Origin of the sequence: Fictibacillus sp. b24, from assembly GCF_030348825.1 — a bacterium.
Taxonomy (GTDB): domain Bacteria; phylum Bacillota; class Bacilli; order Bacillales; family Fictibacillaceae; genus Fictibacillus.
In genome coordinates this window covers 3,759,389-3,785,774 of sequence record NZ_JAUCES010000005.1, presented here as the reverse complement: position 1 = coordinate 3,785,774, position 26,386 = coordinate 3,759,389, and the positions used below count along the sequence as shown (strand labels likewise).

Below are 26,386 nucleotides of genomic sequence, written 5' to 3'. Positions count from 1 at the left end.
GTCGACAGTAAGCTCTGTAGAGGAGGCTGTGCATGGGAGCCATTTTCTGTTGATGACGGTAATCTGTCCAATTGAAGAGAGAAGCTGTCCAATTCAGCCAATAATCTGTCCAATTCAAAATTCACCACCATCACACAAAAAAACTGCCTCCATCAAGGGGCAGTTTTTGCTATTATTTCTTCTTCCGTTTTCTTTTTAAGTGGTTGTTTAACGCGAAATAGCGGATGGCATTGGCAAAATCAAAGGTTGCTACGACCATCGTAATGATCGTCCAGAAGCTCGTCATGCCGTACTCGTTAGAGTAGTGGACCGCCAAGTATGTAAAGACAAGTCCGATCCCTAAATATAAAAATGCCATAAACAGTGGTGATGTCTTCATAATAGTCCTCCAATAATCAATTGCGCTGTTTCTAGCTGCTTTTCCATCTTCTGAATCTCGTCAGCAAAGAATACTTGAACGATCAAAACGAGCGTATTCATGGCAACGTGTGCCGCGATTGGAACAATGAGGCGTTTTGTGCGAACATACAGGTATGCGAACGTGAAGCCCATTGCCGTATAGATTAACAAGTGTGTAAAGTCCGCATGAACAGCAGCAAAGATTAGAGAACTGATCAAAGCAGAAATAAAGAAATTAAAGCGTTTATGAAGAGAGCCGAAAATAATCTTTCGGAAGATAATCTCTTCTAGTATTGGCCCAACGATGGCCGTTACAATCATAAAATATTTAACGTTTTTCACGATTTCAACAAGGTTTTTCGTATTTTCAGATCCTGGCTGAATGCCAAACAGATTCATTTCGATCATGCTAGCGATAATCTGTGCGGCATAAGCCATAAAAATTCCGATGATCGACCATAGGACAGCAGAACCTCTTGATACGCGCTCAGAGTCTCTGTGCCTGCTTTTCATTTCAGGAATCAGCATGTAAAGGATGATAATAAGAGCGGCAATGAAACTGATCGTTCCCCACATTCCAAATAGTTGTTTTCTAGGAACACCAAGTTCGTTTAGAAGAGGAACTCCGATGTAGCCTGAGAATTGCATAGCGATATATATGAAGATGATCCACCAATATTTTTTCTTCAAATTACCTTCTCCTTTACTTCCGCACCCAAGAATTTAAGTCTGATACCTCTTTATATGCTTACCCATTTTAACATAGAATAGGCAGGGCTCGCGAGGATATCGAATTTAAGAAGAATTCAGATTAAATTTTAAATTTCCCGCTTGCAAAATTTTTTAGTTTTATTTATTATTAGAAATGGAGTTAGCACTCACTAACTAAGAGTGCTAATAAGAAATTCTTTTAACTATTTAAGGAGGGTGTTTCACTTGTTAAAGCCATTAGGTGACCGTATTATTATTGAGCTTGTAGAAGGTGAAGAAAAAACTGCAAGCGGCATTGTATTGCCAGATTCAGCAAAAGAAAAGCCTCAAGAAGGAAAAGTTGTTGCTGTAGGTACGGGCCGTGTGACGGATAACGGCGAGCGTATCTCTTTAGAAGTTTCTGAAGGAAACACGATTATTTTCTCAAAATACGCTGGTACAGAAGTAAAGTACCAAGGTAAAGAATACTTGATTCTTCGTGAGTCTGACGTATTAGCGATCGTAGGCTAATCGTTAGGTAACTTGGAAGCTTCAATATTTTGAAGCTACATAAATAAAGCATATGTAAGTCACTAACTTATAAAATTAATGGGAGGGTTTTTACATGGCTAAAGATATTAAATTTAGTGAAGACGCACGCCGCTCAATGCTTCGTGGTGTTGATGCGCTAGCGAACGCTGTAAAAGTAACACTTGGACCAAAAGGACGCAACGTTGTGCTTGAGAAGAAATTCGGTTCTCCTCTAATCACAAATGACGGTGTGACAATCGCAAAAGAAATCGAACTTGAAGATGCATTCGAAAACATGGGTGCTAAGCTTGTAGCTGAAGTTGCGAGCAAAACGAACGACGTAGCAGGGGACGGAACAACAACTGCAACCGTTCTTGCTCAAGCGATGATCCGCGAAGGATTAAAGAACGTAACTAGCGGAGCAAACCCAATGGTACTTCGCAAAGGGATCGAAAAAGCGACAGCTGCTGCTGTTCAAGAATTAAAAGCGATCTCTAAACCAATCGAAGGCAAAGAGTCTATCGCGCAAGTTGCGGCGATCTCTGCAGCTGACGAAGAAGTAGGACAATTGATTGCTGAAGCGATGGAGCGCGTTGGAAACGACGGCGTTATCACAATCGAAGAATCTAAAGGATTCACAACAGAGCTTGAAGTGGTTGAAGGTATGCAGTTCGACCGCGGATACGCATCTCCATACATGGTAACAAACTCTGACAAGATGGAAGCAGAGCTTGAGAACCCGTACATCCTTATCACAGATAAGAAGATTACGAACATCCAAGAAATCCTTCCAGTTCTTGAGCAAGTGGTACAACAAGGGAAATCTCTATTGTTGATTGCTGAAGACGTTGAAGGTGAAGCACTTGCTACATTAGTAGTTAACAAGCTTCGCGGAACATTCAATGCAGTAGCTGTTAAAGCTCCTGGATTCGGTGACCGCCGTAAAGCAATGCTAGAAGACATCGCAGTACTAACTGGCGGTGAAGTAATCACAGAAGAGCTAGGTCTTGACCTTAAGACTGCGAACATCACGCAGCTTGGTACAGCTTCTAAAGTTGTTGTTACAAAAGAGAACACAACAATCGTTGAAGGTGCTGGAGACTCTTCTAAGATCGCAGCTCGTGTTAACCAAATCAAAGCACAACTCGAAGAAACAACTTCTGAGTTTGATAAAGAAAAATTACAAGAGCGCTTAGCGAAATTAGCTGGTGGAGTAGCAGTAATCAAAGTTGGTGCAGCTACAGAAACTGAACTAAAAGAGCGTAAACTTCGTATCGAAGACGCACTAAACTCAACGCGTGCAGCGGTTGAAGAGGGTATCGTATCCGGTGGTGGTACAGCTCTAGTTAACGTGCTAAAAGCGATCGCTCAAGTAGAAGCGACAGGCGACGAGTTAACAGGTGTGAAACTAGTACTTCGTGCACTAGAAGAGCCAGTTCGCCAAATCGCACACAACGCAGGTCTTGAAGGATCTGTAGTGGTTGAGCGTCTGAAGAACGAAGAAATCGGAGTTGGATTTAACGCTGCTACTGGCGAGTGGGTAAACATGTTCGAATCCGGAATCGTTGACCCAACAAAAGTTACACGTTCAGCTCTACAAAACGCAGCATCCGTATCTGCTATGTTCTTAACAACAGAAGCAGTAATCGCGGATAAGCCAGAAGAAAACGCTGGCGGCGGAATGCCTGACATGTCCGGCATGGGCATGGGTGGAATGGGCGGTATGATGTAATTTACCCCTTAAACCCTTGATATATTGGGGTTTTATAATAGAGAAAGTTAAATGCTAACAGGTTGCTAACATTTCTCTTTTAATCAGATGCTTCTCATAAGTTGAGCAAACTTGTGGGAAGCTTCTTTTTTCATTTCTTTAGTAACATGCAAGTAGACATTTTTTGTTGTCTCATCATCACAGTGACCAAGTCGATCCATAATTTCCTCTAACCCTACCTTGGCCTCAGCTAATAATGAGGTGTGAGTATGGCGTAAAGAATGGGGGAGTTAGTTCTTGATTTAAGCCAGCTAACTTCAGTAATCGTGCCATTCTGTTTTCTACAGTCTTAATAAAGACTGGATAGCCTAGCTGTCTCTCTTTCTTAGCAAGAATAAATCCTTCATCATGATATGCTTCACCACATTTCAACCTAACTTTCTTTTGTGATAACATATGCTTCTTAAGAGCGCTGATAACCTCTTATTCTACTACTATGATTCGTCTTGATTTTCTGGTCTTAGGTGTTACTACCTGTATATTCCAGTGTGTTATTTGTTGGATTGTAATAGGTTTTCGTAATACTAATGGTGTTTTTTCAAATTCAATATCTCTCCATTTAAGTGCTACTAATTCGCCAACACGCATTCCTGTATAAGAAAGAGTAAGAAAGATTAAATAATCTAAATCTAATCCTTGATTAGCTGATGTTTGCAACAGTTTTGCTAACTCTTCCTTTTCCATATACTTTGGAATTTCTTGCTCTTCTAATTCCTCAATATTTTTTCTATCTTTTTTTACATAAGCGAATACTGTTGGATCATTTTTAATCAATCGCATTTCAATGGCCTTCTTGAAAATCTTTCTGCCAGTTCGATGTACACCATCCAATGTGTTGTCAGCATATCCTTTTTCTTTTAAGTCATTTAAAGCATCTTGATATCTTTTAGGTGTAATATCCTTTAGCTTTAAAAGAGAAAAGTAAGGCAATAATTTATTGATTTCATGCTGTCTAATACGAATAGTCTCAGGTTTTTCGTATTTTTTTCGCTATACATTGGAAGCCATTCGCTTGCGAAATCTTTAAATAAGGTGTTTTGCTCTTCTACATACAAACCTTGATTGATCTCATACAGAAGTTCATTAGCATCTTCTTCAGCTTCTGGTCTAGTACGAAAACCACCTTTTGTTTTTTGTTTTCTTTTACCTGTGACTGGGTCTCTCCCGATATCGATTACGAAATGCCAGGTAGAACCGCACGTGCACCGTTTTTTGTTGCAAGTACAGCCTCTACGAAAAATGCTTCCTTTCATGTTCCATACCTCTTTTCTTAGTGTAGTGTTTTTCAATGGTTATCTATTATTTCCACTGTTAATGAAGTGAATACTTTTGTCCATGTACTTAAATTGCGGGAACAGAGAAATAAGCAAGTGGTTATATTAGGAAATAAAAGAAGATGTGTGATGAAAACAGAACATATCTTGATTTTTTGATATAATAAGACTGTAAATAATTTGTAAATTGCACTTGAAAAGGAGATATATAAATGGCGGTTATAGGATTTGAGGAAAAGCTATGGGCAGCAGCAGATAAGTTAAGAAATAATATGGATTCAGGAGAGTACAAGCACGTCGTATTAGGTTTAATCTTTTTAAAATATGTATCTGATTCTTTTAATGAGAAATGGCAAGAATTAATGGATTTAGATCCTGATTTCGCAGAAGATCGTGATGCATATATGGCAGAAGGTATTTTTTGGGTACCATCCAATGCGCGCTGGTCTTTTATCGCAGAATATGCAAAAACACCTGAAATTGGCAAAGTCGTTGACAACGCTTTAGATGCAATAGAGAAAGAAAACGATACTTTGAAGGGAGTATTGCCAAAAAGCTATGCACGTCCTGAATTAGACAAGCGTATTTTAGGTGAAATTATTGATTTATTTACAAATATGAATGTTGGTGGTAGTGAGGCTAAGGAAAAGGACGTTCTAGGTCGTGTTTATGAGTACTTCCTAGGGAAATTTGCAGCGAATGAAGGAAAAGGTGGAGGAGAGTTTTATACTCCTAAAAGCGTTGTTAAATTAATGGTTGAAATGTTACAACCATATAAAGGCTATGTATATGATCCTGCTTGTGGAAGTGGTGGAATGTTCGTTCAATCGTTAAAATTTGTAGAAGAACATAGTGGTAGTAAATTTGATATTTCTGTTTATGGGCAAGAGTCAAATCCAACAACATGGAAACTCGCAAAGATGAACTTAGCTATACGTGGAATAGAAAGTAATTTAGGTTCGAAAAATGCAGACACTTTTCACAATGACTTACATAAGACATTAAAGGCGGATTATGTATTGGCTAATCCCCCTTTTAATGACAGTGATTGGGGACAACCTAGCTTATTAGATGATCCTCGCTGGAGGTATGGAACACCACCTGCTGGAAATGCAAACTATGCGTGGTTGGAACATATGATTGATAAATTAGGTCAAAATGGTAAAGCTGCAATTGTTTTATCAAATGGTTCCCTTTCATCCAACACTTCAAGTGAAGGGGAAATTCGAAAGAATATAATCGCCGCAGACATTGTTGAAGCAATAGTGGGTTTACCCGATAGATTATTTTACACCACTGGTATACCTGTTAGTGTTTGGATATTAAATCGTAATAAGAAACATAAAGGTAAAACATTATTCATTGATGGTCGAAAGCTTGGTACTATGGTTAGTCGTAGTTTGCGTGAATTAACAGATGAAGACATTAGAAAGATTGCTGATACATTTATAAATTGGCAGAATGATATGACATACGAAGACCAACAAGGTTTTTGCAAAGAAGCAACAATAGAAGAAATACAAGCTTTTGATTATTACTTAACTCCAGGACGTTATGTAGGCTATAGTGAAGAAGACGATGATGGTGAGGTTTTTGAAGAAAAGATGCAGAGGTTAACGTCTATGCTTTCACAACATTTTGAGGAATCAACGGAGTTAGAAAAAGAGATTCGAAAGCAATTGGCGGTGATAGGTTATGACATGGACTAAAGTGAAATTAGGGAATTATATTGATGTGTTCACTGGTTACCCTTTTAAAAGTAAGGAATTTAATATAGATGGTTTAGGGATGAGGTTAGTTCGTGGGAAAAATGTAACTAAAGGGAATTTGAGGTGGGGAGACGATACTAGGTATTGGGAAGATATAGATGAAAATACAAAAAAATATCTATTAAAGGAAGATGATGTAGTTATTGGAATGGATGGTTCTTTAGTTGGTCAGAATTATACAAGGATAAAAAAAGGTGACTTGCCATTATTACTTGTACAACGAGTAGCAGCATTACGTGCTAAAAAAGATATTAATCAAAAATATATTTATTACTTAATTGATAATACCAACTTTATTAATTATGTTAGTTCTATTAAGACAGGAACATCAATTCCACATATTAGTGCAAAACAGATAAAGGAATTTGAATTTTTCTTACCACCCTATCAAGAACAAATTAGGATAGTAGAATTATTAGAACCGCTCTATCAAAAAATTGAGGTAAATAATAATATTTCTAAATCCTTAAATGATATAGCAAATGCTATTTTTAAAAATTGGTTTTTAGATTTTGATGTCCTAGATGTTGATGGTTTATCTTTTAAAACAAGCAATGATAAGCTAGTTGATAGTGAATTAGGATTGATTCCTAAGGGATGGGAAATAAAAAAAATAGGTGATTTTATTAATATTACTGATTATGTTGCCAATGGAAGTTTTGCTTCATTAAAAGAAAATGTCAATACATCTGATGCAAATGGTTATGCAATTTTAATTAGACTTGTAGATTATAAAAGAAATTTTAAAGGTCCCTTCGTATATGTAGATGAAAAAGGATATAACTTCTTGAAAAAATCAAAGTTAAATGGTGGAGAGATTATTATCTCTAACGTTGGTGCAAATGCTGGAACAGTATTCAAAGCACCTAAGCTGGAAAAACCAATGACTCTTGGACCTAACAGTATTATGTTAGAAGACAATAAATATAATAATTTTATTTATTATTATCTTACAAGCCATAATGGACAAGAAAGTATTAAGGGGATCCTAGGTGGTAGTGCACAACCTAAATTTAATAAAACCGATTTTAGGAATTTAAAGATAATTCTACCTTCAGATACTATAATTGAAAATTTTAATAAGATAATGGACCCAGTTGTGAGTAGGCTTCAGACAGTTTCCCAAGAAAATAATAAAATAAAAACATTGAGAGATAGCCTTTTGACCAAATTAATAGCAGGTGAAATACGTATCCCAAAAGCTGAAGAGGAGGTTGAGGAATGTTTACAGAAGAGCAATTAGAAAATGTTGTTTTAGAATATTTTCAAGAGCTCGGATATGAATACCTCCATGGTAGTAGGCTACCAAGAGACATTAAAGAAGTATTATTGTTTGACCGTTTGGAAGCAGCACTAATGAAGTTGAACGAAGGGTTATCTACAGATGTTATTCGTGAAGCGATCCGTAAAATTCGGACGTTCGATACGAATGATGTGTTTACTAACAACAAAGTGTTTGCGAAATATTTAACAGAAACTGTTGAAGTATCTGAATTTGTTAATGGGGAAACGATTTATCATCGTGTTTCTCTAGTTGACTGGGATAGCATTGATAATAATGATTTTCTAGTAGTAAATCAATTAGAAGTTCTTGAAAAAGGTGGTTCGAAAATACCTGATGTAGTTGTGTATGTTAATGGTATGCCTTTAGTTGTGGTTGAAATAAAAAGTGCATCTCGAGAAGAGGTAACAATTGAAGATGCCTTTAAACAATTAAAAAACTATATGAATGTACACATTCCTTCACTATTTTATTATAATGCCTTTCTAATGATAAGTGATGGTATCGACACAGAAGCAGGTACAATTACAGCTTCTTTTGATCGTTTTTCTGCATGGAAAAAGATAAATACAGAAGATGCGATACTTGAAAATCGTCCACTAGATACGATGATGTATGGACTGTTTGAGAAACGAAGAATGCTAGGTGTAATTAAAAATTTTATTCTTTTTACTAATGACGCTAAAATAATGGCTGCATATCATCAATATTATGGTATGAGTAAGGCTATTGCTTCTACAGTTCGAGCAACACAGACAGATAGACGTGCTGGAGTAATATGGCATACGCAAGGTAGTGGCAAAAGTTATTCCATGGTGTTTCTATCAGGGAATTTAGTTAAGCATGAAGGGTTGAAGAATCCTACTATAGTTATTATTACTGATAGAAATGATTTAGATGGACAGTTATTTTTAACTTTTTCTGGTGCTTCTGACTTCTTAAGACAGTCTCCACTTCAAGCAGACAGTAGAAGTCATATTAAAGACCTCCTTGAGAATAGAAAAACTGGTGGAATTATTTTTTCTACAATACAAAAGTTTGAGGAAGAAACAGGACTTCTATCAGACCGTGAAAATATAATCGTTATGGTTGACGAAGCCCATCGTACACAATATGGAATTGATGCAAAGTATGACCTTACGACAGGCGAGCAGAAATATGGATATGCGAAGTATTTACGAGATTCATTACCAAACGCTACATTCATTGCTTTTACAGGAACACCGATAGAAACTACTGATAAATCAACAACAGGATTATTTGGCGAAGTAATAGATGTTTATGATATGACTCAAGCTGTTCAAGATGGTGCAACAGTTAAGATATATTATGAATCTAGGTTAGCGAAAGTTAAACTAGATGAAACACAGATGAGTGAAGTGGATAAGGAATATTGGCGTATGCAAGTAAATGAAGGTGTAGAAGACTACGTCATTGAAGAAAGCCAAAAACACTTATCAAGAATGGAATTAATAATTGGTGATAGAGACCGAATTAAACAAGTTGCAACTGATATTATTAGCCATTATGAAGATAGAAAAGATCTTGTGGCAGGTAAGGCTATGATAGTTGCTTACTCTCGCAAAACAGCTTTCACTATGTATCAAGAATTAACCGAACAAAGACCTGACTGGGTAGATAAAGTTAAGATTGTCATGACTGCAAATAATCAAGACCCAGAGGAGCTTGCAAAACTAGTCGGGAGCAAGCAAACAAGAAAAGACCGAGAATTAGAGTTTAAGGATGTTACTAGTCCTTTTAAGATTGTTATAGTTGTAGATATGTGGCTAACAGGTTTTGATGTGCCTTCCTTAGACACTATGTATGTAGATAAACCAATGAAAGCTCATAACTTGATGCAGGCTATTGCTCGTGTTAACCGAGTTTATCCAGGTAAAACTGGAGGACTCGTTGTAGATTACATTGGCTTGAAGCGTAACTTAATGGAAGCTTTGAAAACTTACACAAGTCGTGACCAAGATAAAGTACAGGAAAATGAGCAGGCAAAAGTTATTGCGCTGAATATCTTAGAAGTTCTACGTAATCATTTTCATAAATTTAATTATAATGCGTTTTTTGGAGAGAGTGATAAAAAGCGCTATGAAGTTATTCGAGATGGTGCGGAATATTCTCAGGTTACAGAAAAAAGAAAACAACTATTTTTAACGGAAACCAAGAAATTAAAAGATGTTTATAAAATATGTACAGGTTTGTTATCCAAAGAAATTAAAGAAGAAATTGCTTACTTTATTGCAGTTCGTTCCTTTATTATGAAATCATCTAATAAAGGTACACCAGACTTAAAAGAAGTAAATGAACGTATTTCAAAAATATTAGAAAATGCGATACTTGAAGATGGTGTTATGGTATTAACCGAAGCTACATCAAATGAAAGTTTTGATCTTTTAAATGAAGAAAACATAGCAAAACTTCAAGCAATTCCACAAAAGAACATAGCAACAAACATCTTAATGAGGGTAATGAAAGAAAAACTCAAAGATGTAAAGAAGAAAAATATGACGGTAAGCAAAAGTTTTTCTGAACGCTTTAAGAAGATAATCGAGAAATACCACAATAGAAACGACCATTTAGACGTCTATGAAGTGTTTGAAGAGCTTCTAAGGTTTAAAGAAGAACTAGAAGATGCAATAAATGAAGGTACACAGTTAGGTCTATCTTACGAAGAAAAAGCATTCTTTGATGTACTAGGCTCTGATCCAGATATAAAATCTTTGCTTCAAGATGAGACGTTATTGAATATTGCTAAAGATTTAGCAAAGACAGTAATGGAACATCGTTCACATGATTGGGATAAGAAAGAAAGTGCACAAGCAAGAATGAGATTATACATTAAAAAGGTTCTTCGTAAATGGGATTATCCACCTAACAAAGAACCTAAAGCTGTTGAGGATGTATTAGAGCAAGCTAAGTTGCAGGCTGCTAATATGTAGGTATCATATATGTTTTGATTTAGGCACTCATTTCGGGTGTCTTTTTCATTATCAGTACACTTGGTAGGATGAAGGTCTCTCGGGATGTGCACTTTTTAGGGGTAGCGGGTTATGACTATGAAAAATACCCACCCCCGTCTCAGGAATCAAAGAGATTCTAGGACAGAGGAAGTAGTTTTCAAAGGGTGTAACACTTTTAGTGCAAAGCTGGGAACCCGATGATGCTGCTGTTTAATACCTGAATCTCTTCAACTTGTCATTTGCTATAAAAGCATATGTAGTTTCGCCCACATATATCGTGACAAGCACCATTGGTCGTAACCAATCGAAACTCCAACCGAACCGTTACTGCAAGAAGTCGTTCCCACTTCTCTAAGTCTAGCAATCCAGTCATAAACAGCAGAAAGACCTTGCCTAATGATTGCTACGTTGATTTTCTGCATCGGCTCAACTCACCTTACCTCTTTTTTATCGTGATTTAAGGGCATTCCCACGTAAAACAATATGTAATTATAGTAGTTTTTTCATGTCGACTCTACTAAAACGACAGCGTTTTGACAGAGGGTGCAGCTCTGACCTAAGTAGGATTTTTCTTTGTGAGTATAATAAAACCTTTTGATTTTAAATAAACAAGTTTTAACTACAGGGATTTTTATGTCGAATTATTGGTAAATATAGGTTTTAGGGTATAATGAGATTTGAATGGGTCTCTTCTGTATTGAATAATCTATTAAAATATGAAAACTTTAATTAGAGAGGTGATAATACATGACAGAGGAAGAATATTTATTTTCACTTAAGCAATATCTACAACATGATAATCAGCTTGAGCTTTTACAATTATTAGCTAGCTCAGAAATAACTTTTGATAAAACCAGCTCATTTACAACTAAGTCATGGCAGTGTAAGGAGTATGTTGATATAAGAGTACCAATTACTTTAAAGAAGGAGGTTCAAAAGTATGAGAGTTATTTAAGGGATGTTTATGCGGAAATTTATATTGAGACTCCAGAGTACGATTTTTTTGGTATTAATATCAAGGTACTTCCGTATAGAAGTACAAATAGTGAATTAGATAGCTTTGAGAAAAAAATTAAAAATCCTAATATTATATATGATAATTGGCTTTCTTAAAAATGGAGAAGGGTCTGCTACGGAAATTGTGAATTTTGAAAAGAACGTAGTAAACGTAGATAAAGCTCATAGACGCTTGGATGGGCTATACAAATACACTCGAAATAAAGAGAAACTATTTGAAGGGTTTGGCTTTGAGAAATCTAACTTACATTTTGCTTTTTTGGATATTATTAGGCAAGTTATGATTCTGGCCACCCTACAGGAAATTATGTTTTAGATTTGGATTTAAATACTATATTTTCACAATATCAATTGTTGTATGAAAAGTTACATAAGTTGATACAACAACTACAAAGTAATAGATAAATTAGATGGCTTTATGATAGATAGTTAAATCTCTCATAAGAACTATACGGGATAAAAGATAAAGGGGATGTATATAGTTTGATAGAATTTAAAAGGAAAATTGGTTGGTTTTTTATAGCTTTTTTGTTTTTTTATTTTATAGTACTTTTGGTGATTACCCCTAAGGAATATCTGACATTTTCATATGTTACTGACTTTACTAAACATGGGGTCATACATATTCTGGCTATTTCTTTGGCCATTGGTTTTCTGGTAGTATTTTCAATAGCTAAGAGGTACGATAATATTCTAGGGGCAAAGGAACATAAAAGGTATATTGGGCGACTATTTCTTAACAACCCTCTTAATAGGAGGGCTACATACATAATAACGGCTATGATCTTAGGAGCAATTATACAAGTTATTTTTACCATAATAAACATTAAACTTATGCATTCAGGTTATAGTCTGGGAATATGGGCTTTGTTGCTGTTTTGGGCTATTGCATATACATTTAGTAAAGATATTTCATCAATGCTATCACCTAAATTTAGAAACTTTACTTTTTGTGCTTTAATAGTTATGTTTAGTGCTTTATTTTTATCAATATTGTGGAACAAAGAGGCGCAAACAATCTTTTACAATTTAACTGCTTATTTTTCAATATTTTGGTTTATTGTGCTTATGTTTAAGAAGTAACATCTAATCTACTTTCCTTACTTCATTTGTATTAATAAGCGAAATAGATTTTAACTCACCAACACCCTTGTGTTGCCACATACACTCTGGACATATTGAAGCGATGCACAATAAATGTGCATCGCTTTTTATATCGTCAAATTACATATATCTCGTTACTTGCTAACAACATGCTAACATTTCGCTAACGAAATACAGTAAATCGAACTAATCCAAGTTAAAGATGTTACAGTTCTTACTTGTCAAAAGCTGATATTACGAGCTTGTCCTCTACTATGGTTAAACATATTACACCATGAAACTTAATGGGCGGCATGATGTAATAACGCCAAAGCCCTTGGTAAGCTTTATTTGAAATTTTAAAGCCTCTCGATTTATGAGAGGCTTTTTTTGTGATTAGCTTTATAGATTAGATACATAAGTATTAATCCAATATTAAATCTTTACCTTGTTCACGTAATTTTTTCAATGATGTAAGCATATGATCTATTTGCTCATCCGAATGTCTCTCCCATGAGCCTATTTCAGCTATTATTTTCAAAGGGGACATAGACCGATAAGAGCGAGTTGGGTTTTCAGGGAATTTTTTGTCAGTCAAGTTCGGATCATTTTCAAATTCACCTAATCGCTCTACAATGTATATTCTTTCTTTTGATGTTGAAGTTACTAATTCAGCACCCCATTTAGCCGCATCTAATGTTGCCGTGAAATAGATATAGTTTGATTTTTTGTCTTGGTAATTAGATAAGTGATGTGGTTCTAAAAGATCTCCAATTGCAAGTTCCGCTTTCGTACCGTGATAGAATGGACCTTTATCTAGGAAATCTTTTTTATCGTTCATACCGATACACCTCTCATTATTAGACTTGTAATTAACAGTTTAGGGCAGGAACGTTGGAAAAAACAGCCTATAAATCCCTTGATATTCATAATATAATGAAAGTAAAGAGAATGGTTTCGAACGAAATAACCTTACTTAAATAAAAAAGGCTTCTCACAGTTCAAAACAACTTGTGAGAAGCTTTTTCAACTATTTGTAATGCTATTTCTCAACCTTCTCCCCAAAAGCCTCCGGAATCATCGTAAACCCTTCAATCACCGTATCTTCTTCCACTTCAATCATAAGGTAACGTTTACCGCTAAGCTGCACTTGTTTCACATACCTTAAATCTTGTGGACTAATTGAAATTTTAGCTACCTTTGTGTCAATCTTAATAGACTTTGAGTTGTATTTAGGCACCACACTGCTAGCTTTAATTTCATATTTATCATCATCAATCACTTTTTGGAAAGCTGATTCAACCTTTTCCACACTAATGTCTTCAACACCGCTTGCTTTCAAAACGCGCTCAACGTCCTTGGAGTCTAGTCGTGGGTGTTCTTCCTCTTCATTTTCTTCGATCATCCGATTAATCTCTTCATACACATTGGAGAGAGTGGATGTATTTAATTGATCTCGCGTTACGTCTTTAATAATTTCTTCAAACACGATCTTATCGTCTTTCGCCGTCATGATTTCTTCGCCATTTAAAACGTCCACTATGAATTCATAATCGGGCTCATGAACTTTGCCTGCTGAATACAGGATATGGTTCACGTCTGCCGCATTATCACTGAAACAAGGGAAGAGAAATCCTCCGATCGGCGCATTAAGATTAATAACAGGATCTACCACGAAATTGTACTTAAACTCTTTTTCCACATAATCAAAGAGCAGTTCTTTCTTCGGTTCTTGAGTATTGTTTATGCTGCACAAAATAAAGGGGAAGGAATAGACCGCATCTCGTTCACTAATCTCCGCCTCATCATTTTTGCGCTTTGTCGGCTTATAGTATTCTCCCTTAATAAAGGTAATAACAATATCCTTTTCATATTGCCTGTTTAAAAGCATTTTCCCCACCATTTGAAGCATGCGCTCTTTCCAGTCTTCCGTATCACTTGCAAGCAGTCCTTGATGCAGAATGAGCTGGCTGTTATTTTCAGCATCCCTTTTGAATTTAAGTTCAAAGAGCTTTTCATCGAGATTTCCACCAAGCAATTTTTTAAAGTTATTGAAAAAGAGTTCTTGCTGCTCAGCATCTAGCATCTCAAAAGGCTGACTCACGTGATGATAGATCTCGCTTGATTCTTTCGTGATATACACATTAAATATGCTGGAGATTTTGAGCAAATCATTTTCTTTTTTGAACTGTTTTCGTATTTGAGCGATATCTTTTTTATTCATGCTTCTATACACTCCTAAGAATTTATAAGTAGTCTTTTGATTTAGGCACATTCATTTCTCTAAACAAAGTGTATCAACAAAAAACACCCCGTTAAAGTAGTCTTTTTTTCTAAGTACTACTTTACAGGGTGCAATGAATTCTTTCTAAAATAAAATTCTTTTCTTAATACGAGCTACAAGCGGAACTACGATAAGTCCAGCGAATCCAACTTGCAAAACGTTTCCTGGAATGGATCCGAAAGGCTGAACCCAGTTGCTATAAAGCACAACTTCCGCAAAATAATAGCCTACCACTTTAATGAGCATAGCTACGACAACTGCCATGGAATAGACGATTACTCGTTTGCCAGGTACTTTTTCAGAGATAAGACCAGCTACATAGCCCATTGCTCCAACGATGATGAACGTGAACGGAGCCCAAATCGTCCAGCCGGATAGAAGGTCAAATAATCCCATCCCGAAAGCCCCAGCAATAGCACCTGTTCTTCTGCCGAAGACGAATGCTGCTACGAATAGAGGAATGTTTCCTAAGTGGATAAGACCGCCGTTTCCTGCAATCGGAAGCTTTATGTTGATGAACATCGTTGCAACAAGAGTCAGTGCAACGAAAAGTGCATTAATCACTAATGTCTTTGTTTTAGTAGATTCTATTGATGAGTATGTTGTATTCACATCATTACCTCTTTCTTTTTTATAGTTATTACACAGCTTCAAGAGAAGTGTATTTTAATCTAGTCATCCATATCGATGGAATTTTCCCACTTATCCATTATATCTATCTCTTACTGTTAAGAAAATAGCTATTTTTTTGGTAGTTTTAAATAAAATATTTTTATTATGGTGTTTAAGAAGGGGCAGAGATAAAAATGAAGAACTCTAAGTAACATAGACGTATCGATGGTGTTCACTTCGAACTTCTATAATAGACTGCTTAACCGCTTATTAAAGGTGTATCGCATGGCGATACACCAGCAAATAGATATGTATGAAAAAGGAGGCCCGATATGCGACGTGATATACAAGTGAATGAACGAGCGTTTTCTTCCAAGGAAGTGGCAGAAGAAGTGGGGATCGCCACTCCTACAGTTCGGAAGTATGGCCAAATCTTAGAACGGAACGGATACGAGTTTTTGAAGGATGGAGATCGCCGTATCTTTGTTCAATCTGATATTGAAGCGCTTATATCGTTACGCGATACAGACAAGCCATTAGATGATACAGCGAAGGATCTTGTGCGTGACCAAAACGAAAGATTACAAGAAACCAGCACAACAGACGTAGCGCTACCCGATACATACCAAAATCTACCACAAGACCCCCATCAGTTAAGAGAGGTCTTAATGGTGTTAGCTAATGAACTGGCAGCTACAAGGGAAATGAACGTCCAACTTACAAACGATATGTCACAGCTTAAACTTACAGTGTCGAGACTCCAGCAAGATCACCATGTTATAAGTTCTACTGTTGGAAATGCAGCACAAAAGACCAATGCTAAGATTGAAACATTAACGAGACAGCAAAAAGAGCATTACGAAACATTGCTCGAACAAGAACAACAAAAAAGTGAACTTCTACAAAAAGAAATACAAAATATGAGAGAAGAACAGACAAGAGAGTGGCGTTCTCAAAATGATTTTAATAAGCGTTTAGAAGAAGCGATAGAAAAACCAAGAGACAAATGGGGAGGATTTCTTTCCTTATTTCGCAAGTAGATTTTTATGTATCGCCTAGCGATATGAGCTATGGGTTAATAGTGGAACTCCATGTATTTGCGAAATGCTTCTTATAAAAGTAACAGGAGATAAGGATGAATCACATAGCATAAGACGATATGGAAGCTTAAGGAGATGAAAACCATATCAAGCTTATAGCGTCATGCGATATGGATCTTCTTTACTAAAGTGTTATAGATAGTTATGTAGTTAAATATAGATAGCATATCGCTACCCGATATGCAGAAAAAACCCTTGTGGTCACAAGTTTACAGTCATTTCCCGAGAAATATCTACAAATTTTGCGTTCTTATCGACAAATTGTAAAAAGAGTTCCTAGCAGTTATTGCTGCTAGGAACTCTTTTGTTTTATTTAATGAAAATCTTCACATGATCATACTGTTATCAGAGAATGAAGTGATTCCGCAATGTTTTTTTACTTATACATCTGTTCGAAATTATATTCATTATTACAATCTCCCGAATTTTCTCTTTTTTTGTAAAAAAAACAAGGAATACCACTTCTGTGATGCGAATTATTAAAGGAAGAAAAAATATATCTAATAGAGAGACAGAAATGTTAGAGGGGAGTCTATCATGAACGCTAGAAATGAAAAGACATACGAATATCATCCTCAACTTAGAGAAGTAATCGCAAACGTAGAAAAAGTTATGGTAGGTAAAAAGCAGGTTACAGAGTTAACACTTGTTTCGTTATTAGCAGGCGGCCATGTATTACTTGAAGATGTACCAGGAGTAGGGAAGACGATGATGGTTCGTTCCATCGCAAAATCGCTTGGACTTACCTTTAACCGTATCCAGTTTACACCTGACCTATTGCCGTCGGACATGACGGGGGTTTCGATATATAACCAAAAAGATATGAGCTTTGAATTCAGACCAGGTCCACTAGTTGGAAACGTAATTTTAGCGGATGAGATCAATCGTACTTCTCCTAAAACACAGTCCGCACTATTAGAATCTATGGAAGAAATGAGCATGACCGTTGACGGCCAGACGCACATTTTGCCCGATCCGTTTTTAGTAATGGCTACACAAAATCCGATTGAATATGAAGGAACATATCCGCTTCCTGAAGCACAGCTTGACCGATTCTTAATGAAGCTTACGATGGGGTATCCGACACCAGAAGAAGAGTTTAATGTCCTAAACGTGATTGGAAACGAACACCCGATTCACCTTCTTAAACCAGTCATCTCATCAGAAGAGATCACAGAATTGAAGGCAGCGGTCAAAAATATTTATGTATCGGATTCGATCAAGCGATATATCGTCGATATGATCAACCGCACGCGTAATCATAAATCAATTGCTCTAGGAGTAAGTCCGCGTGGATCACTCGCTTTATTAAAAGCGGCACAGGCATTTGCACTTCTCATGAACCGTGACTTTGTCATCCCTGATGATGTGAAATATTTGGCACCGTTTATTCTTGTACACCGTGTGCTTTTAAAACCTGAAGCCCATTTTGAAGGTATAACCGCCCAAGAAGTGATCAAAGATCTTTTGGCACGCGTTCCTGCACCAATCCATAAGGAACAACACGCGTAATGAAAGCATTTCTCAAAAAAATTTGGGAACGTTATAAAACACCAATTGGGTTTTCAGGGATTATATTCTTACTGCTAGTTACGTTTTCTTTTGCCATGTTTCAGGGAGGATTCGTCAGCTGGTTTTTATTTTACAGCGTTCTTCCTCTCGTTCTTTATTCCATTACTATGGCGTTCTATCCCATTCAGAGGCTGAAGATTGAGCGCTATATTTCAAAAAGCAAGCTGATGGCAGGAGAAGAAGTGGAAGTGACGATCGTCGTTAAGCGGCGCAGCAATTTTCCGCTCTTTTATGTCGTGTTAGAAGATGTTCTGCCAGAGATTTTGCTGCGTGAAACACGATACGAAGGCAATACGCATCAAGTTCAGTCCCGCATCCTAATGTTTCCGTTGTTCCGAAAACATATGGAATATTCGTATACGATCAATCCTGCGCCACGCGGGTTATTTAAGTTCGACCACATTCAAGTGAGCACCGGCGATATCTTTGGATTTGTATTAAAAAGCACAACTGTATCCGTCAAAGATCAAATCTTTGTGTATCCTCAATATCAAGAAATTGAGCGGTGGGAAACGGGCAAGATGCTTCAAACGGGTATGAAAAAGGTAGGTAAACGTTCGTTTACAGATTACACGTCTACTGTAAGCGTTCGTGATTATGTAGCGGGTGACAGAATGAACTGGCTGCATTGGAAGGCGAGTGCAAGGTCGAATAAGCTGCTGACAAAAGTGTTTGAGCAGCAGCGGAATGATGATTTTGTAATCGTTTTAGACCATTGTGAAAAAAGTTATGACACAAACGATTGGCTATTTGAACGAGGTGTTTCACTTGCTGCGTCACTTGTTCATTACTCGATCTCTAAAGGTGGTTCAATCGGATATCATCCTTTACAAGGAAAAGAAATCTCGATGAACATTGGGGTTGAGCAAGAGTGGAGAATTTTTCACGAACTTGCAAAAGTGAAAGCAAATGTGACGGATCATTTTGAAGAACGTCTAAAGCAGAAATACATGGTAGGGCATATGGAAGGAAAAACGGCTCTCATTATTTCGCCAAATCTTTCCGAGTACACGATGAAAACATTGGAACTCTTAGCATCCAGACAGCAAACGAATGTTATTTTCTTTTATTTAGCGCTGGACCAGAAGCTTAATAGCCAAGATCTCACGTATATTTCAAGGATCAGGCAGTTTGGTGTTCCAATAACACCGATCACAGGGTCTGACTTTAACGAATCGCTGAAGGCAGGTGGTATGTATGCCTCAATCTAATCAGCAGCAGGCTTCAAATCTGCATGTTTTAGTTCTTTACGGATTAGGATTTCTTCTTTTATGGGAATGGTTGAGACCGCTTAAAGAAATTACAACAACGAGCGATATCCAAATATTTGTGATGTACACGTTCTTTTTGTTTATTGTGACGTATTTTCAGCTGCCATTCTGGATCTCTTTTCCGGTGAAATTGGGTGCTCTGTTGTACGCCCTCCACTCTCTTTACTTTTTTGATGTGTTTTTATCCTTTAAGTGGGTTCCGTTTTTGATAGAGGATATTCAATACAACTTGGGTCTATTTTCGGAGCGAAACTGGAACGATATGACGTCACTGACCCGAAGTTTGTTATTTTTTGTACTGCTGTGGCTCGTGAGTTATTTGATGCATTATTGGCTTGTCCAAACGCGCCGTATCTTTGTGTTCTTCTTGATTACCGTAATCTATATTTCCATTCTCGATACATTTACAGTCTATGATGGGAAATTCGCGATCATCCGTACCGTGTTTATCGGCCTGATTCTTATCGGCATCTTAAGAATGATGAAGATTATTGAAACGCAAGGCTTTTCCCTATTGAAAGGGAAGTTTCCGATTCTATGGGTGGCACCCCTCTCAGGGGTCATCGCCTTGTCATCCGTTCTAGGATATGTGGCACCAAAAGCGTCACCGATCTGGCCAGACCCTGTTCCGTTCATTCAGAATATGTCTGGTAAAGAAGATGGAGAAGGATTAGGAAAAGGTTCGGGAATCGCTAAAATTGGTTATGGGGAAAATGACAGCCAGCTCGGAGGTCCTTTTCAATTCGACTATACGCCAATCTTTAAAACGTTCGATAACGGAAGGCATTATTGGCGAATTGAAACGAAAGAATTCTACACGGGAAAAGGGTGGGAGAATAAGATACCAACCCAGGCTGTAGCTGTTGAACCTGGTCTTCCTGACGCAGATACGGATTACACACGAATCTGGGAAGACGGACTTCAGATGGAGGACCACAAAGCACGAATCGAAGCTGAAAAAGGAAAAGAATACTCTTTTCTTATGATTCCTGGAAAGCTGAAAAGCATTAAGGGAGGTTCAGAAACGAACTTTCAGTTAGATGGTGTGAGTGGAAAGATTTCTACGTTTCGAGCAGGAAAAGAAGAAAAGCTTTCTACTTACGAAATGGATTATCAGCTGCCCGTCTTAAAGGAAGAACAGCTAAAAGCTTCAACGAATCAATATCCAGAGTATGTAACATCCAATTACTTGCAGCTGCCAGAATCGCTACCGCAAAGGGTTAAAGATCTTGCCCAAAACGTAACTGCGAGTCAACCGACCATTTACGATAAAGTCAAAACGGTTGAAGGGTATTTTGCAAAAAATGGGTATGGTTATAACACGATTGAAGTAGCTGTGCCAAAGGGTAATGAGGACTACGTTGATCAGTTTCTTTTTGATACAAAAAAGGGCTATTGTGATAACTTCTCAACATCCATGGTCGTCATGCTGCGATCTGTCGGCATTCCAGCACGCTGGGTGAAGGGTTTTACACCAGGTACATTTGAGGCATTGAATGATGGTCTTCGCGAATACACCGTTACAAATGCTAACGCCCACTCTTGGGTAGAGGTGTATTTTTCAGGAATAGGATGGGTGCCGTTCGAGCCGACACGCGGATTCGATAACCCGTTCCAGCCGGAAGAAGATCAGCAAAGCTCTGCACCTGCTGCAGCAGTTCCTGATCAGCCTGAAAAGCCTGAAAAAGACCTTGCGAAAGAACAGGACTCTAACTCAAGTAAGGACTCGAATTCTGGTTTCACTTTAAAATCAGCAGGAATTGGAGCAGCCATATTACTAGGAGCAGTTATGCTCATCGCTGGACTGGCTTACTTGTTCCGCAGAAAATGGCTCCGACAGTATACGATTTGGCGTTATAAACGCAAGCAAGGCTCCGAAACGTTTGAAGATGCATTTGAACGATTGCTATGGCTTTTACGCGTGTATGGCATTAAAAGAAGACCTGCATTTACACTGCGAGAGTACGCACTTTACGTGGACCGGGAGCTTGATACGAAGGACATGAGAATCCTTGCAAAAGCGTATGAAGGTGTTCAATTCAGTCCAAATAAACGAACAGATCTATGGAATGATTTTCATAGAGAATTGTGGGAAAATTTAATTAAAAGAATCCGCCCTTGACCGCTATAACAGGCATTGTTAGAATGTCTTTAAGATTATAGCGTCAGATATTATTCTCCTTCGTATATCCTCGATAATAAGGTTCGAGAGTCTCTACCGGGTTGCCGATAACGACCTGACTATGAAGGCAGGATTCTTTATAGCTACATTTTAAGGAATTCTGCCTTTGTTTTTGTATGTAGAAAACAAGGGTAGAATTCTTTTTGTTTATAAAGTTAGACAAGCTGACGGATACTATAGCTGACACTAATAGATGGGGTGAGTACATGAGCGTAACGAATGATTTGCACGTAATGAGCGAAATGGTCGTTGTGTTAGATTTCGGTGGACAATACAATCAGTTGATTGCACGTCGTATCCGTGACTTAGGAGTATACAGTGAATTGCATCCGCACACTACAACAGCGGAAGAGATAAAGAAGATGAACCCAAAAGGAATCATTTTCTCTGGTGGACCTAACTCTGTTTATGCAGAAGGAGCACCAGCTTGTGATCCAGCTATTTTTGATTTGGATATCCCAGTGCTTGGTATCTGTTATGGTATGCAGCTGATGAGCTACCACTTTGGCGGTAAAGTAGAGCGCGCGAGCCACCGTGAATACGGAAAAGCTTCCATTAATATTACGAACACAAACAAGCTTTATGAAAACCTTCCAGAACAACAAGTCGTATGGATGAGCCATAGTGACTTAGTTGTAGCGCCACCAGAAGGTTTCGTAACAGACGCAACAAGTCTTTCTTGTCCTGTAGCGGCGATGAGTGATGTGTCTCGTAAGCTTTACGGTGTTCAATTCCACCCAGAAGTACGTCATTCTGAGTACGGCATCGAGTTTCTAGATAACTTCGTAAAATCCGTTTGTGAATGTGAAGGCAACTGGACGATGGAAAACTGGATTGAAGATGAAATTCAGAAGATCCGTGACGTTGTTGGCGATAAAAAAGTAATCTGCGCAATGTCAGGTGGAGTAGACTCTTCTGTTGTAGCAGTACTTGTTCATAAAGCAATCGGTGATCAGCTGACATGTATCTTCGTTGATCATGGACTTCTTCGTAAAGATGAAGCAGATCAAGTTATGAAGACGTTCAGTGAAGGATTCAACATTAACATCATCAAAGTTGATGCAAAGGACCGTTTCCTTGGCAAACTTGAAGGTGTATCAGATCCAGAGAAGAAGCGTAAGATCATTGGTAATGAATTTATCTATGTATTTGATGAAGAAGCGTCTAACCTTCAAGGCATCGAGTTCCTTGCTCAAGGAACGCTATACACAGATATCGTAGAGAGCGGTACAGCGACAGCACAAACGATCAAGTCTCACCATAACGTTGGCGGACTTCCAGAAGACATGCAGTTCAAATTGATCGAACCTCTTAACACACTATTTAAAGACGAAGTTCGTAAAGTAGGTACAGAGCTTGGTATTCCTGAACACATCGTTTGGCGTCAGCCGTTCCCAGGACCAGGTCTAGGAATCCGTGTTCTTGGTGCAATTACGGAAGAGAAGCTCGAAATCGTTCGTGAATCAGATGCAATCCTTCGCGAAGAAATTTTGAACGCTGGATTAGATCGTGACGTGTGGCAATATTTCACGGTACTTCCTGACATCCGCAGTGTAGGTGTTATGGGTGATGCTCGTACGTACGATTACACGATCGGAATCCGTGCGGTTACGTCGATCGACGGAATGACTTCTGACTGGGCTCGTATCCCTTGGGACGTTTTAGAGAAAATCTCTACACGTATCGTTAACGAAGTAGATCACATCAACCGCGTCGTTTATGATATTACTTCAAAACCACCTGCAACAATCGAGTGGGAGTAGATCTAAAATGCGAAAACACGAACGATTATTGTAAAATAACATAAAATCATTCGTAAAAATGCTTGACGTACGACAAAGTTCGACCTATACTCAAGTAGTAAATAAAAACTAAATGTATTTCCTACGTATAAATTCGGGGATATGGCCCGAAAGTTTCTACCAGACTGCCGTAAATGGTCTGACTACGAAGGATTTTTGAAACCTCACGCATGTGCTCTATCTACTATTTATGTTCTTTTTGCATATGCATAGTTTCATTAACTCTTACGTATTCAGACCCAGGGGCTAGTCCCTTGGGTCTTTTTGTTTGTTTGAACTGAGCTGTTTTTGGAAGTGGTTGATTTCCGCTCCAGGTGCTTCGCTTTCCGCGGGGCGGGCGGTGAGCCCCTTGTCGCTTTGCGCCTTTAAGGGTCTCACCTGTCCCACTCGTCCCGCAGGAGTCTCGCACCTTGCGCTCCAATCAACTTGTCAATGAAGCAAAGTTCAAACACCTCGAGTCATAAGCGACTTTTGGAGTAAAGGTTTATACGTAGATCGAGTATAGGGGGATATAGAGATGGAAAAGTATTTTGGCTTTAAGGAGTTCAACACTTCTTACAAAAAAGAAGCAACAGCAGGATTAACAACTTTCCTTGCGATGGCTTACATTTTATTCGTAAATCCGATGGTCCTTGGTGACGCGGGTATGGATAAAGGTGCAGTATTCACCGCAACAGCACTCGCAGCGGCTCTCGGCACACTGTTCATGGGAATCGTAGCGAAGTATCCGATCGCACTCGCTCCAGGTATGGGACTAAACGCATTCTTTGCTTACTCTGTAGTTCTAGTAATGGATATCCCGTGGCAAACAGCACTTGCTGGGGTATTGATGTCTGGTATTATCTTTATTTTTATTACATTATTTAAAATTCGCGAAACAATCATAAACGCCATTCCGCAAGATCTTAAGTTTGCTGCAGCATCCGGTATCGGTTTGTTCATCGCATTTATCGGATTGAAGAATGCAGGAATTATCGCACCTAATAAAGCTACACTAGTTTCTCTAGGTGATTTAACGACTGGCCCAACGCTACTTGCAATCTTCGGCTTTATCGTGACAATCTTAATGATGATCCGAAACATCCGTGGAGGAATCTTCTATGGAATGGTTATCACAGCAGTAGTAGGTATTTTTGCTGGATTAATTGACAAGCCAGACAAGATTGTTGGTGCGATCCCGAGCCTTGCACCAACATTCGGACAAGCTTTCTCACATTTCGATCAAATTTTTACAATTGATATGATGATTGTCGTTTTAACATTCTTTATCGTTGATTTCTTTGATACAGCAGGTACGTTGATGGCGGTCGCGTCACAAGCGGGAATCATGAAAGACAACAAACTGCCTCGTGCAGGTAAAGCACTTCTTGCTGATTCATCAGCGATCGCAGTTGGAGCTATCCTAGGAACATCATCAACAACAGCTTACATCGAGTCAGCTTCAGGTGTAGCAGCTGGTGGACGTACAGGATTCACATCCGTTGTAACCGGCGGATTGTTCTTACTAGCACTATTCTTCTCGCCGTTATTAGTGGTCGTAACACCTTCAGTAACAGCACCTGCACTAATTATCGTCGGGGTGCTCATGGTATCCGTATTAAGCAAGATTAAGTGGGATCGCCTTGAGATTGCAGTTCCAGCATTCTTAACGTTGATCGCAATGCCGCTCACGTACAGCATCGCAACAGGTATCGCATTAGGATTTGTGATGTACCCTCTAACAATGACGGTTAAAGGACGTGTAAAAGAAGTTCACCCGATCATGTGGGTCCTCTTCATCATCTTCATCAGTTACTTCGTATTTTTAGTTGAATAGAGAAAAACATCAGAAGGAATGTCCAAAATCGGGCATTCCTTTTTTGTGTGTGGAGGAAAACAAATGAAAAAGGGAGCCGATAACTTTAAGGAAGAAGGGTGCGGAAAATACGTTTCTTCATTATAATAGTGTGCAGAATGAGCAATAAGGAGAAGTGGGGAAATGGAAATCGTATGGAGCGTTTGGTTTTTTATCTTAGGTGCAGTGCTAGCTTCATTTGGAGGAGTTATCGGATATCGATTGCCAAAAGGTATGAAGGTAATAGGTATGGAGAGATCACAGTGTGATCACTGCGAAAGACAGCTGCACTGGTATGAGCTGTTTCCGATTGTTTCTTTTCTTGCGGCACGCGGCAAATGCAAGGCATGTCAGAAGCGGATTCCGCTTTTATATACGATGGTTGAGGTTGGGACGGGTGCTCTCTATAGTTTCTCATACATAAAGTACGGTTTCTCGGTAGAATTGTTGCTAGCATGCTCGCTCGTTTTGTTATGCGCGATTATTACGGTTTCTGATCTGTTGTACTTCATCATCTCAGATAAAGTGCTGATCGTGTTTTTTGTGTGGTTTCTCGCGTTGCAAGTGATTTTCGAATATAGAGGCTGGGTGGATGCTGTAGCGGGTAGTCTGCTCGGGTTTTTGTTTTTGTTGCTGTTAGCCATCCTTTCTAAAGGTGGAATGGGGGGCGGAGATATTAAGTTGATGGGCGTGTTGGGGCTGGTGCTAGGTTTTCAGGGTGGATTTTACACATTGATGATTGCTTCTGTAATTGGTCTGATTATAGGGGTTATTGGGCTGATTATGAAGAAGTATACTAGAAAAACAGCGATCCCTTTTGGCCCTTATTTGGCATTGGGTGCTTTAATTACATTTTATTTTAACGAATACTTAAATTTTCATATATAAAATACAATAGTACTATAGTCCAGGTCCCTCTTTACTAACTTGTAAAAATTGTC

The 26,386-nt window shown here is 38.2% G+C and carries 21 protein-coding genes, 1 pseudogene and 2 riboswitches; of the genes and pseudogenes, 14 read left to right on the top strand and 8 right to left on the bottom strand.

The features are described from left to right. Positions 1-172 precede the first annotated feature (172 nt). Together QUF49_RS19825 and QUF49_RS19820 are read right to left on the bottom strand one after the other, a co-directional pair. Positions 173-379: a YdiK family protein gene (locus tag QUF49_RS19825; protein WP_289497412.1), complete on the bottom strand. Its 207-nt coding sequence runs from the start codon at positions 377-379 to the stop codon at positions 173-175. Continuing rightward, complete coding sequence (locus QUF49_RS19820; protein WP_289497411.1) at positions 376-1,089, bottom strand: CPBP family intramembrane glutamic endopeptidase; 714 nt, start codon at positions 1,087-1,089, stop codon at positions 376-378. The genes QUF49_RS19825 and QUF49_RS19820 overlap by 4 nt, the downstream gene beginning before the upstream one ends. 246 nt (positions 1,090-1,335) lie before the next feature. Between QUF49_RS19820 and groES the strand changes: the two genes are divergently transcribed. Continuing rightward, complete coding sequence (gene groES / locus QUF49_RS19815; RefSeq protein ID WP_066242572.1) at positions 1,336-1,620, top strand: co-chaperone GroES; 285 nt, start codon at positions 1,336-1,338, stop codon at positions 1,618-1,620. Between the two features lie 94 nt (positions 1,621-1,714). After that, a complete protein-coding gene (groL, locus tag QUF49_RS19810; protein WP_066242575.1) occupies positions 1,715-3,352 on the top strand; it encodes a chaperonin GroEL in 1,638 nt (545 codons plus the stop codon). A gap of 83 nt (positions 3,353-3,435) precedes the next feature. Here groL and QUF49_RS19805 read toward each other — a convergent pair. Beyond that, a pseudogene (locus QUF49_RS19805) lies at positions 3,436-4,644 on the bottom strand (tyrosine-type recombinase/integrase). A gap of 233 nt (positions 4,645-4,877) precedes the next feature. On the opposite strand from QUF49_RS19805, the gene QUF49_RS19800 reads away from it, so the two are divergent. From QUF49_RS19800 to QUF49_RS19790, 3 genes are read left to right on the top strand one after another with little or no spacing between them, the layout of a single operon-like run. Then, a complete protein-coding gene (locus tag QUF49_RS19800) occupies positions 4,878-6,374 on the top strand; it encodes a type I restriction-modification system subunit M (RefSeq protein WP_289497410.1) in 1,497 nt (498 codons plus the stop codon). Continuing rightward, positions 6,361-7,677 (top strand): restriction endonuclease subunit S, encoded by a 1,317-nt coding sequence (locus tag QUF49_RS19795; RefSeq protein ID WP_289497409.1) that lies wholly within the window; start codon positions 6,361-6,363, stop codon positions 7,675-7,677. Before QUF49_RS19800 ends, QUF49_RS19795 begins: the two co-directional genes overlap by 14 nt. Further along, entirely contained in the window at positions 7,656-10,667 is a 3,012-nt protein-coding gene (locus QUF49_RS19790; RefSeq protein ID WP_289497407.1) for a type I restriction endonuclease subunit R, read from the top strand. The genes QUF49_RS19795 and QUF49_RS19790 overlap by 22 nt, the downstream gene beginning before the upstream one ends. Before the next feature lie 263 nt (positions 10,668-10,930). On the opposite strand, the gene QUF49_RS19785 is transcribed toward QUF49_RS19790, so the two are convergent. Then, complete coding sequence (locus QUF49_RS19785) at positions 10,931-11,110, bottom strand: hypothetical protein (RefSeq protein WP_289497406.1); 180 nt, start codon at positions 11,108-11,110, stop codon at positions 10,931-10,933. A 325-nt stretch (positions 11,111-11,435) separates the two neighbouring features. Here QUF49_RS19785 and QUF49_RS19780 point away from each other — a divergent pair, with 325 nt between their 5' ends. Both QUF49_RS19780 and QUF49_RS19775 read left to right on the top strand, forming a co-directional pair. Continuing rightward, on the top strand, positions 11,436-11,801 hold the full coding sequence (locus QUF49_RS19780) for a hypothetical protein (protein WP_289497405.1): 366 nt from the start codon (positions 11,436-11,438) through the stop codon (positions 11,799-11,801). 387 nt (positions 11,802-12,188) lie between these two features. Continuing rightward, positions 12,189-12,788 carry a hypothetical protein gene (locus QUF49_RS19775; protein ID WP_289497404.1) on the top strand — a complete coding sequence of 200 codons (600 nt, stop codon included), beginning with the start codon at positions 12,189-12,191 and terminating at the stop codon, positions 12,786-12,788. Positions 12,789-13,212: 424 nt separating this feature from the next. On the opposite strand, the gene arr is transcribed toward QUF49_RS19775, so the two are convergent. The 3 genes from arr to QUF49_RS19760 form a co-directional block, all read right to left on the bottom strand. Then, the gene (arr, locus tag QUF49_RS19770) at positions 13,213-13,629 is read right to left on the bottom strand and encodes an NAD(+)--rifampin ADP-ribosyltransferase (protein ID WP_289497402.1); all 417 of its coding nucleotides are present in this window, start codon (positions 13,627-13,629) and stop codon (positions 13,213-13,215) included. 201 nt (positions 13,630-13,830) lie between these two features. After that, positions 13,831-15,012 (bottom strand): DUF4317 domain-containing protein, encoded by a 1,182-nt coding sequence (locus QUF49_RS19765; RefSeq protein WP_289497401.1) that lies wholly within the window; start codon positions 15,010-15,012, stop codon positions 13,831-13,833. 144 nt (positions 15,013-15,156) lie between these two features. Next, positions 15,157-15,684, bottom strand: a complete 528-nt coding sequence (locus QUF49_RS19760) for an ECF transporter S component (protein ID WP_289497400.1) — start codon at positions 15,682-15,684, stop codon at positions 15,157-15,159. A gap of 332 nt (positions 15,685-16,016) precedes the next feature. Here QUF49_RS19760 and QUF49_RS19755 point away from each other — a divergent pair, with 332 nt between their 5' ends. From QUF49_RS19755 to guaA, 5 genes are all read left to right on the top strand, one after another. After that, a complete protein-coding gene (locus QUF49_RS19755; RefSeq protein WP_289497399.1) occupies positions 16,017-16,724 on the top strand; it encodes a hypothetical protein in 708 nt (235 codons plus the stop codon). A 597-nt stretch (positions 16,725-17,321) separates the two neighbouring features. Next, on the top strand, positions 17,322-18,296 hold the full coding sequence (locus QUF49_RS19750) for an AAA family ATPase (RefSeq protein WP_289497398.1): 975 nt from the start codon (positions 17,322-17,324) through the stop codon (positions 18,294-18,296). Further along, entirely contained in the window at positions 18,296-19,567 is a 1,272-nt protein-coding gene (locus QUF49_RS19745; RefSeq protein ID WP_289497397.1) for a DUF58 domain-containing protein, read from the top strand. The genes QUF49_RS19750 and QUF49_RS19745 overlap by 1 nt, the downstream gene beginning before the upstream one ends. Then, positions 19,554-21,749, top strand: coding sequence for a DUF4129 domain-containing transglutaminase family protein (locus QUF49_RS19740; RefSeq protein ID WP_289497396.1), 2,196 nt, complete (start codon positions 19,554-19,556; stop codon positions 21,747-21,749). The genes QUF49_RS19745 and QUF49_RS19740 overlap by 14 nt, the downstream gene beginning before the upstream one ends. 40 nt (positions 21,750-21,789) lie before the next feature. Continuing rightward, positions 21,790-21,891, top strand: a riboswitch (purine riboswitch). Positions 21,892-22,042: 151 nt separating this feature from the next. Further along, the gene (gene guaA, locus QUF49_RS19735; RefSeq protein WP_394605829.1) at positions 22,043-23,572 is read left to right on the top strand and encodes a glutamine-hydrolyzing GMP synthase; all 1,530 of its coding nucleotides are present in this window, start codon (positions 22,043-22,045) and stop codon (positions 23,570-23,572) included. A gap of 103 nt (positions 23,573-23,675) precedes the next feature. Continuing rightward, positions 23,676-23,777, top strand: a riboswitch (purine riboswitch). Positions 23,778-23,795: 18 nt separating this feature from the next. Here guaA and QUF49_RS19730 read toward each other — a convergent pair. Next, the gene (locus QUF49_RS19730; protein WP_289497394.1) at positions 23,796-24,020 is read right to left on the bottom strand and encodes a hypothetical protein; all 225 of its coding nucleotides are present in this window, start codon (positions 24,018-24,020) and stop codon (positions 23,796-23,798) included. A gap of 108 nt (positions 24,021-24,128) precedes the next feature. Here QUF49_RS19730 and QUF49_RS19725 point away from each other — a divergent pair, with 108 nt between their 5' ends. Both QUF49_RS19725 and QUF49_RS19720 read left to right on the top strand, forming a co-directional pair. Continuing rightward, positions 24,129-25,427, top strand: coding sequence for an NCS2 family permease (locus tag QUF49_RS19725; RefSeq protein WP_289497393.1), 1,299 nt, complete (start codon positions 24,129-24,131; stop codon positions 25,425-25,427). A 162-nt stretch (positions 25,428-25,589) separates the two neighbouring features. Next, positions 25,590-26,333 (top strand): prepilin peptidase, encoded by a 744-nt coding sequence (locus QUF49_RS19720; RefSeq protein ID WP_289497392.1) that lies wholly within the window; start codon positions 25,590-25,592, stop codon positions 26,331-26,333. The last annotated feature ends 53 nt before the right edge of the window (positions 26,334-26,386 follow it).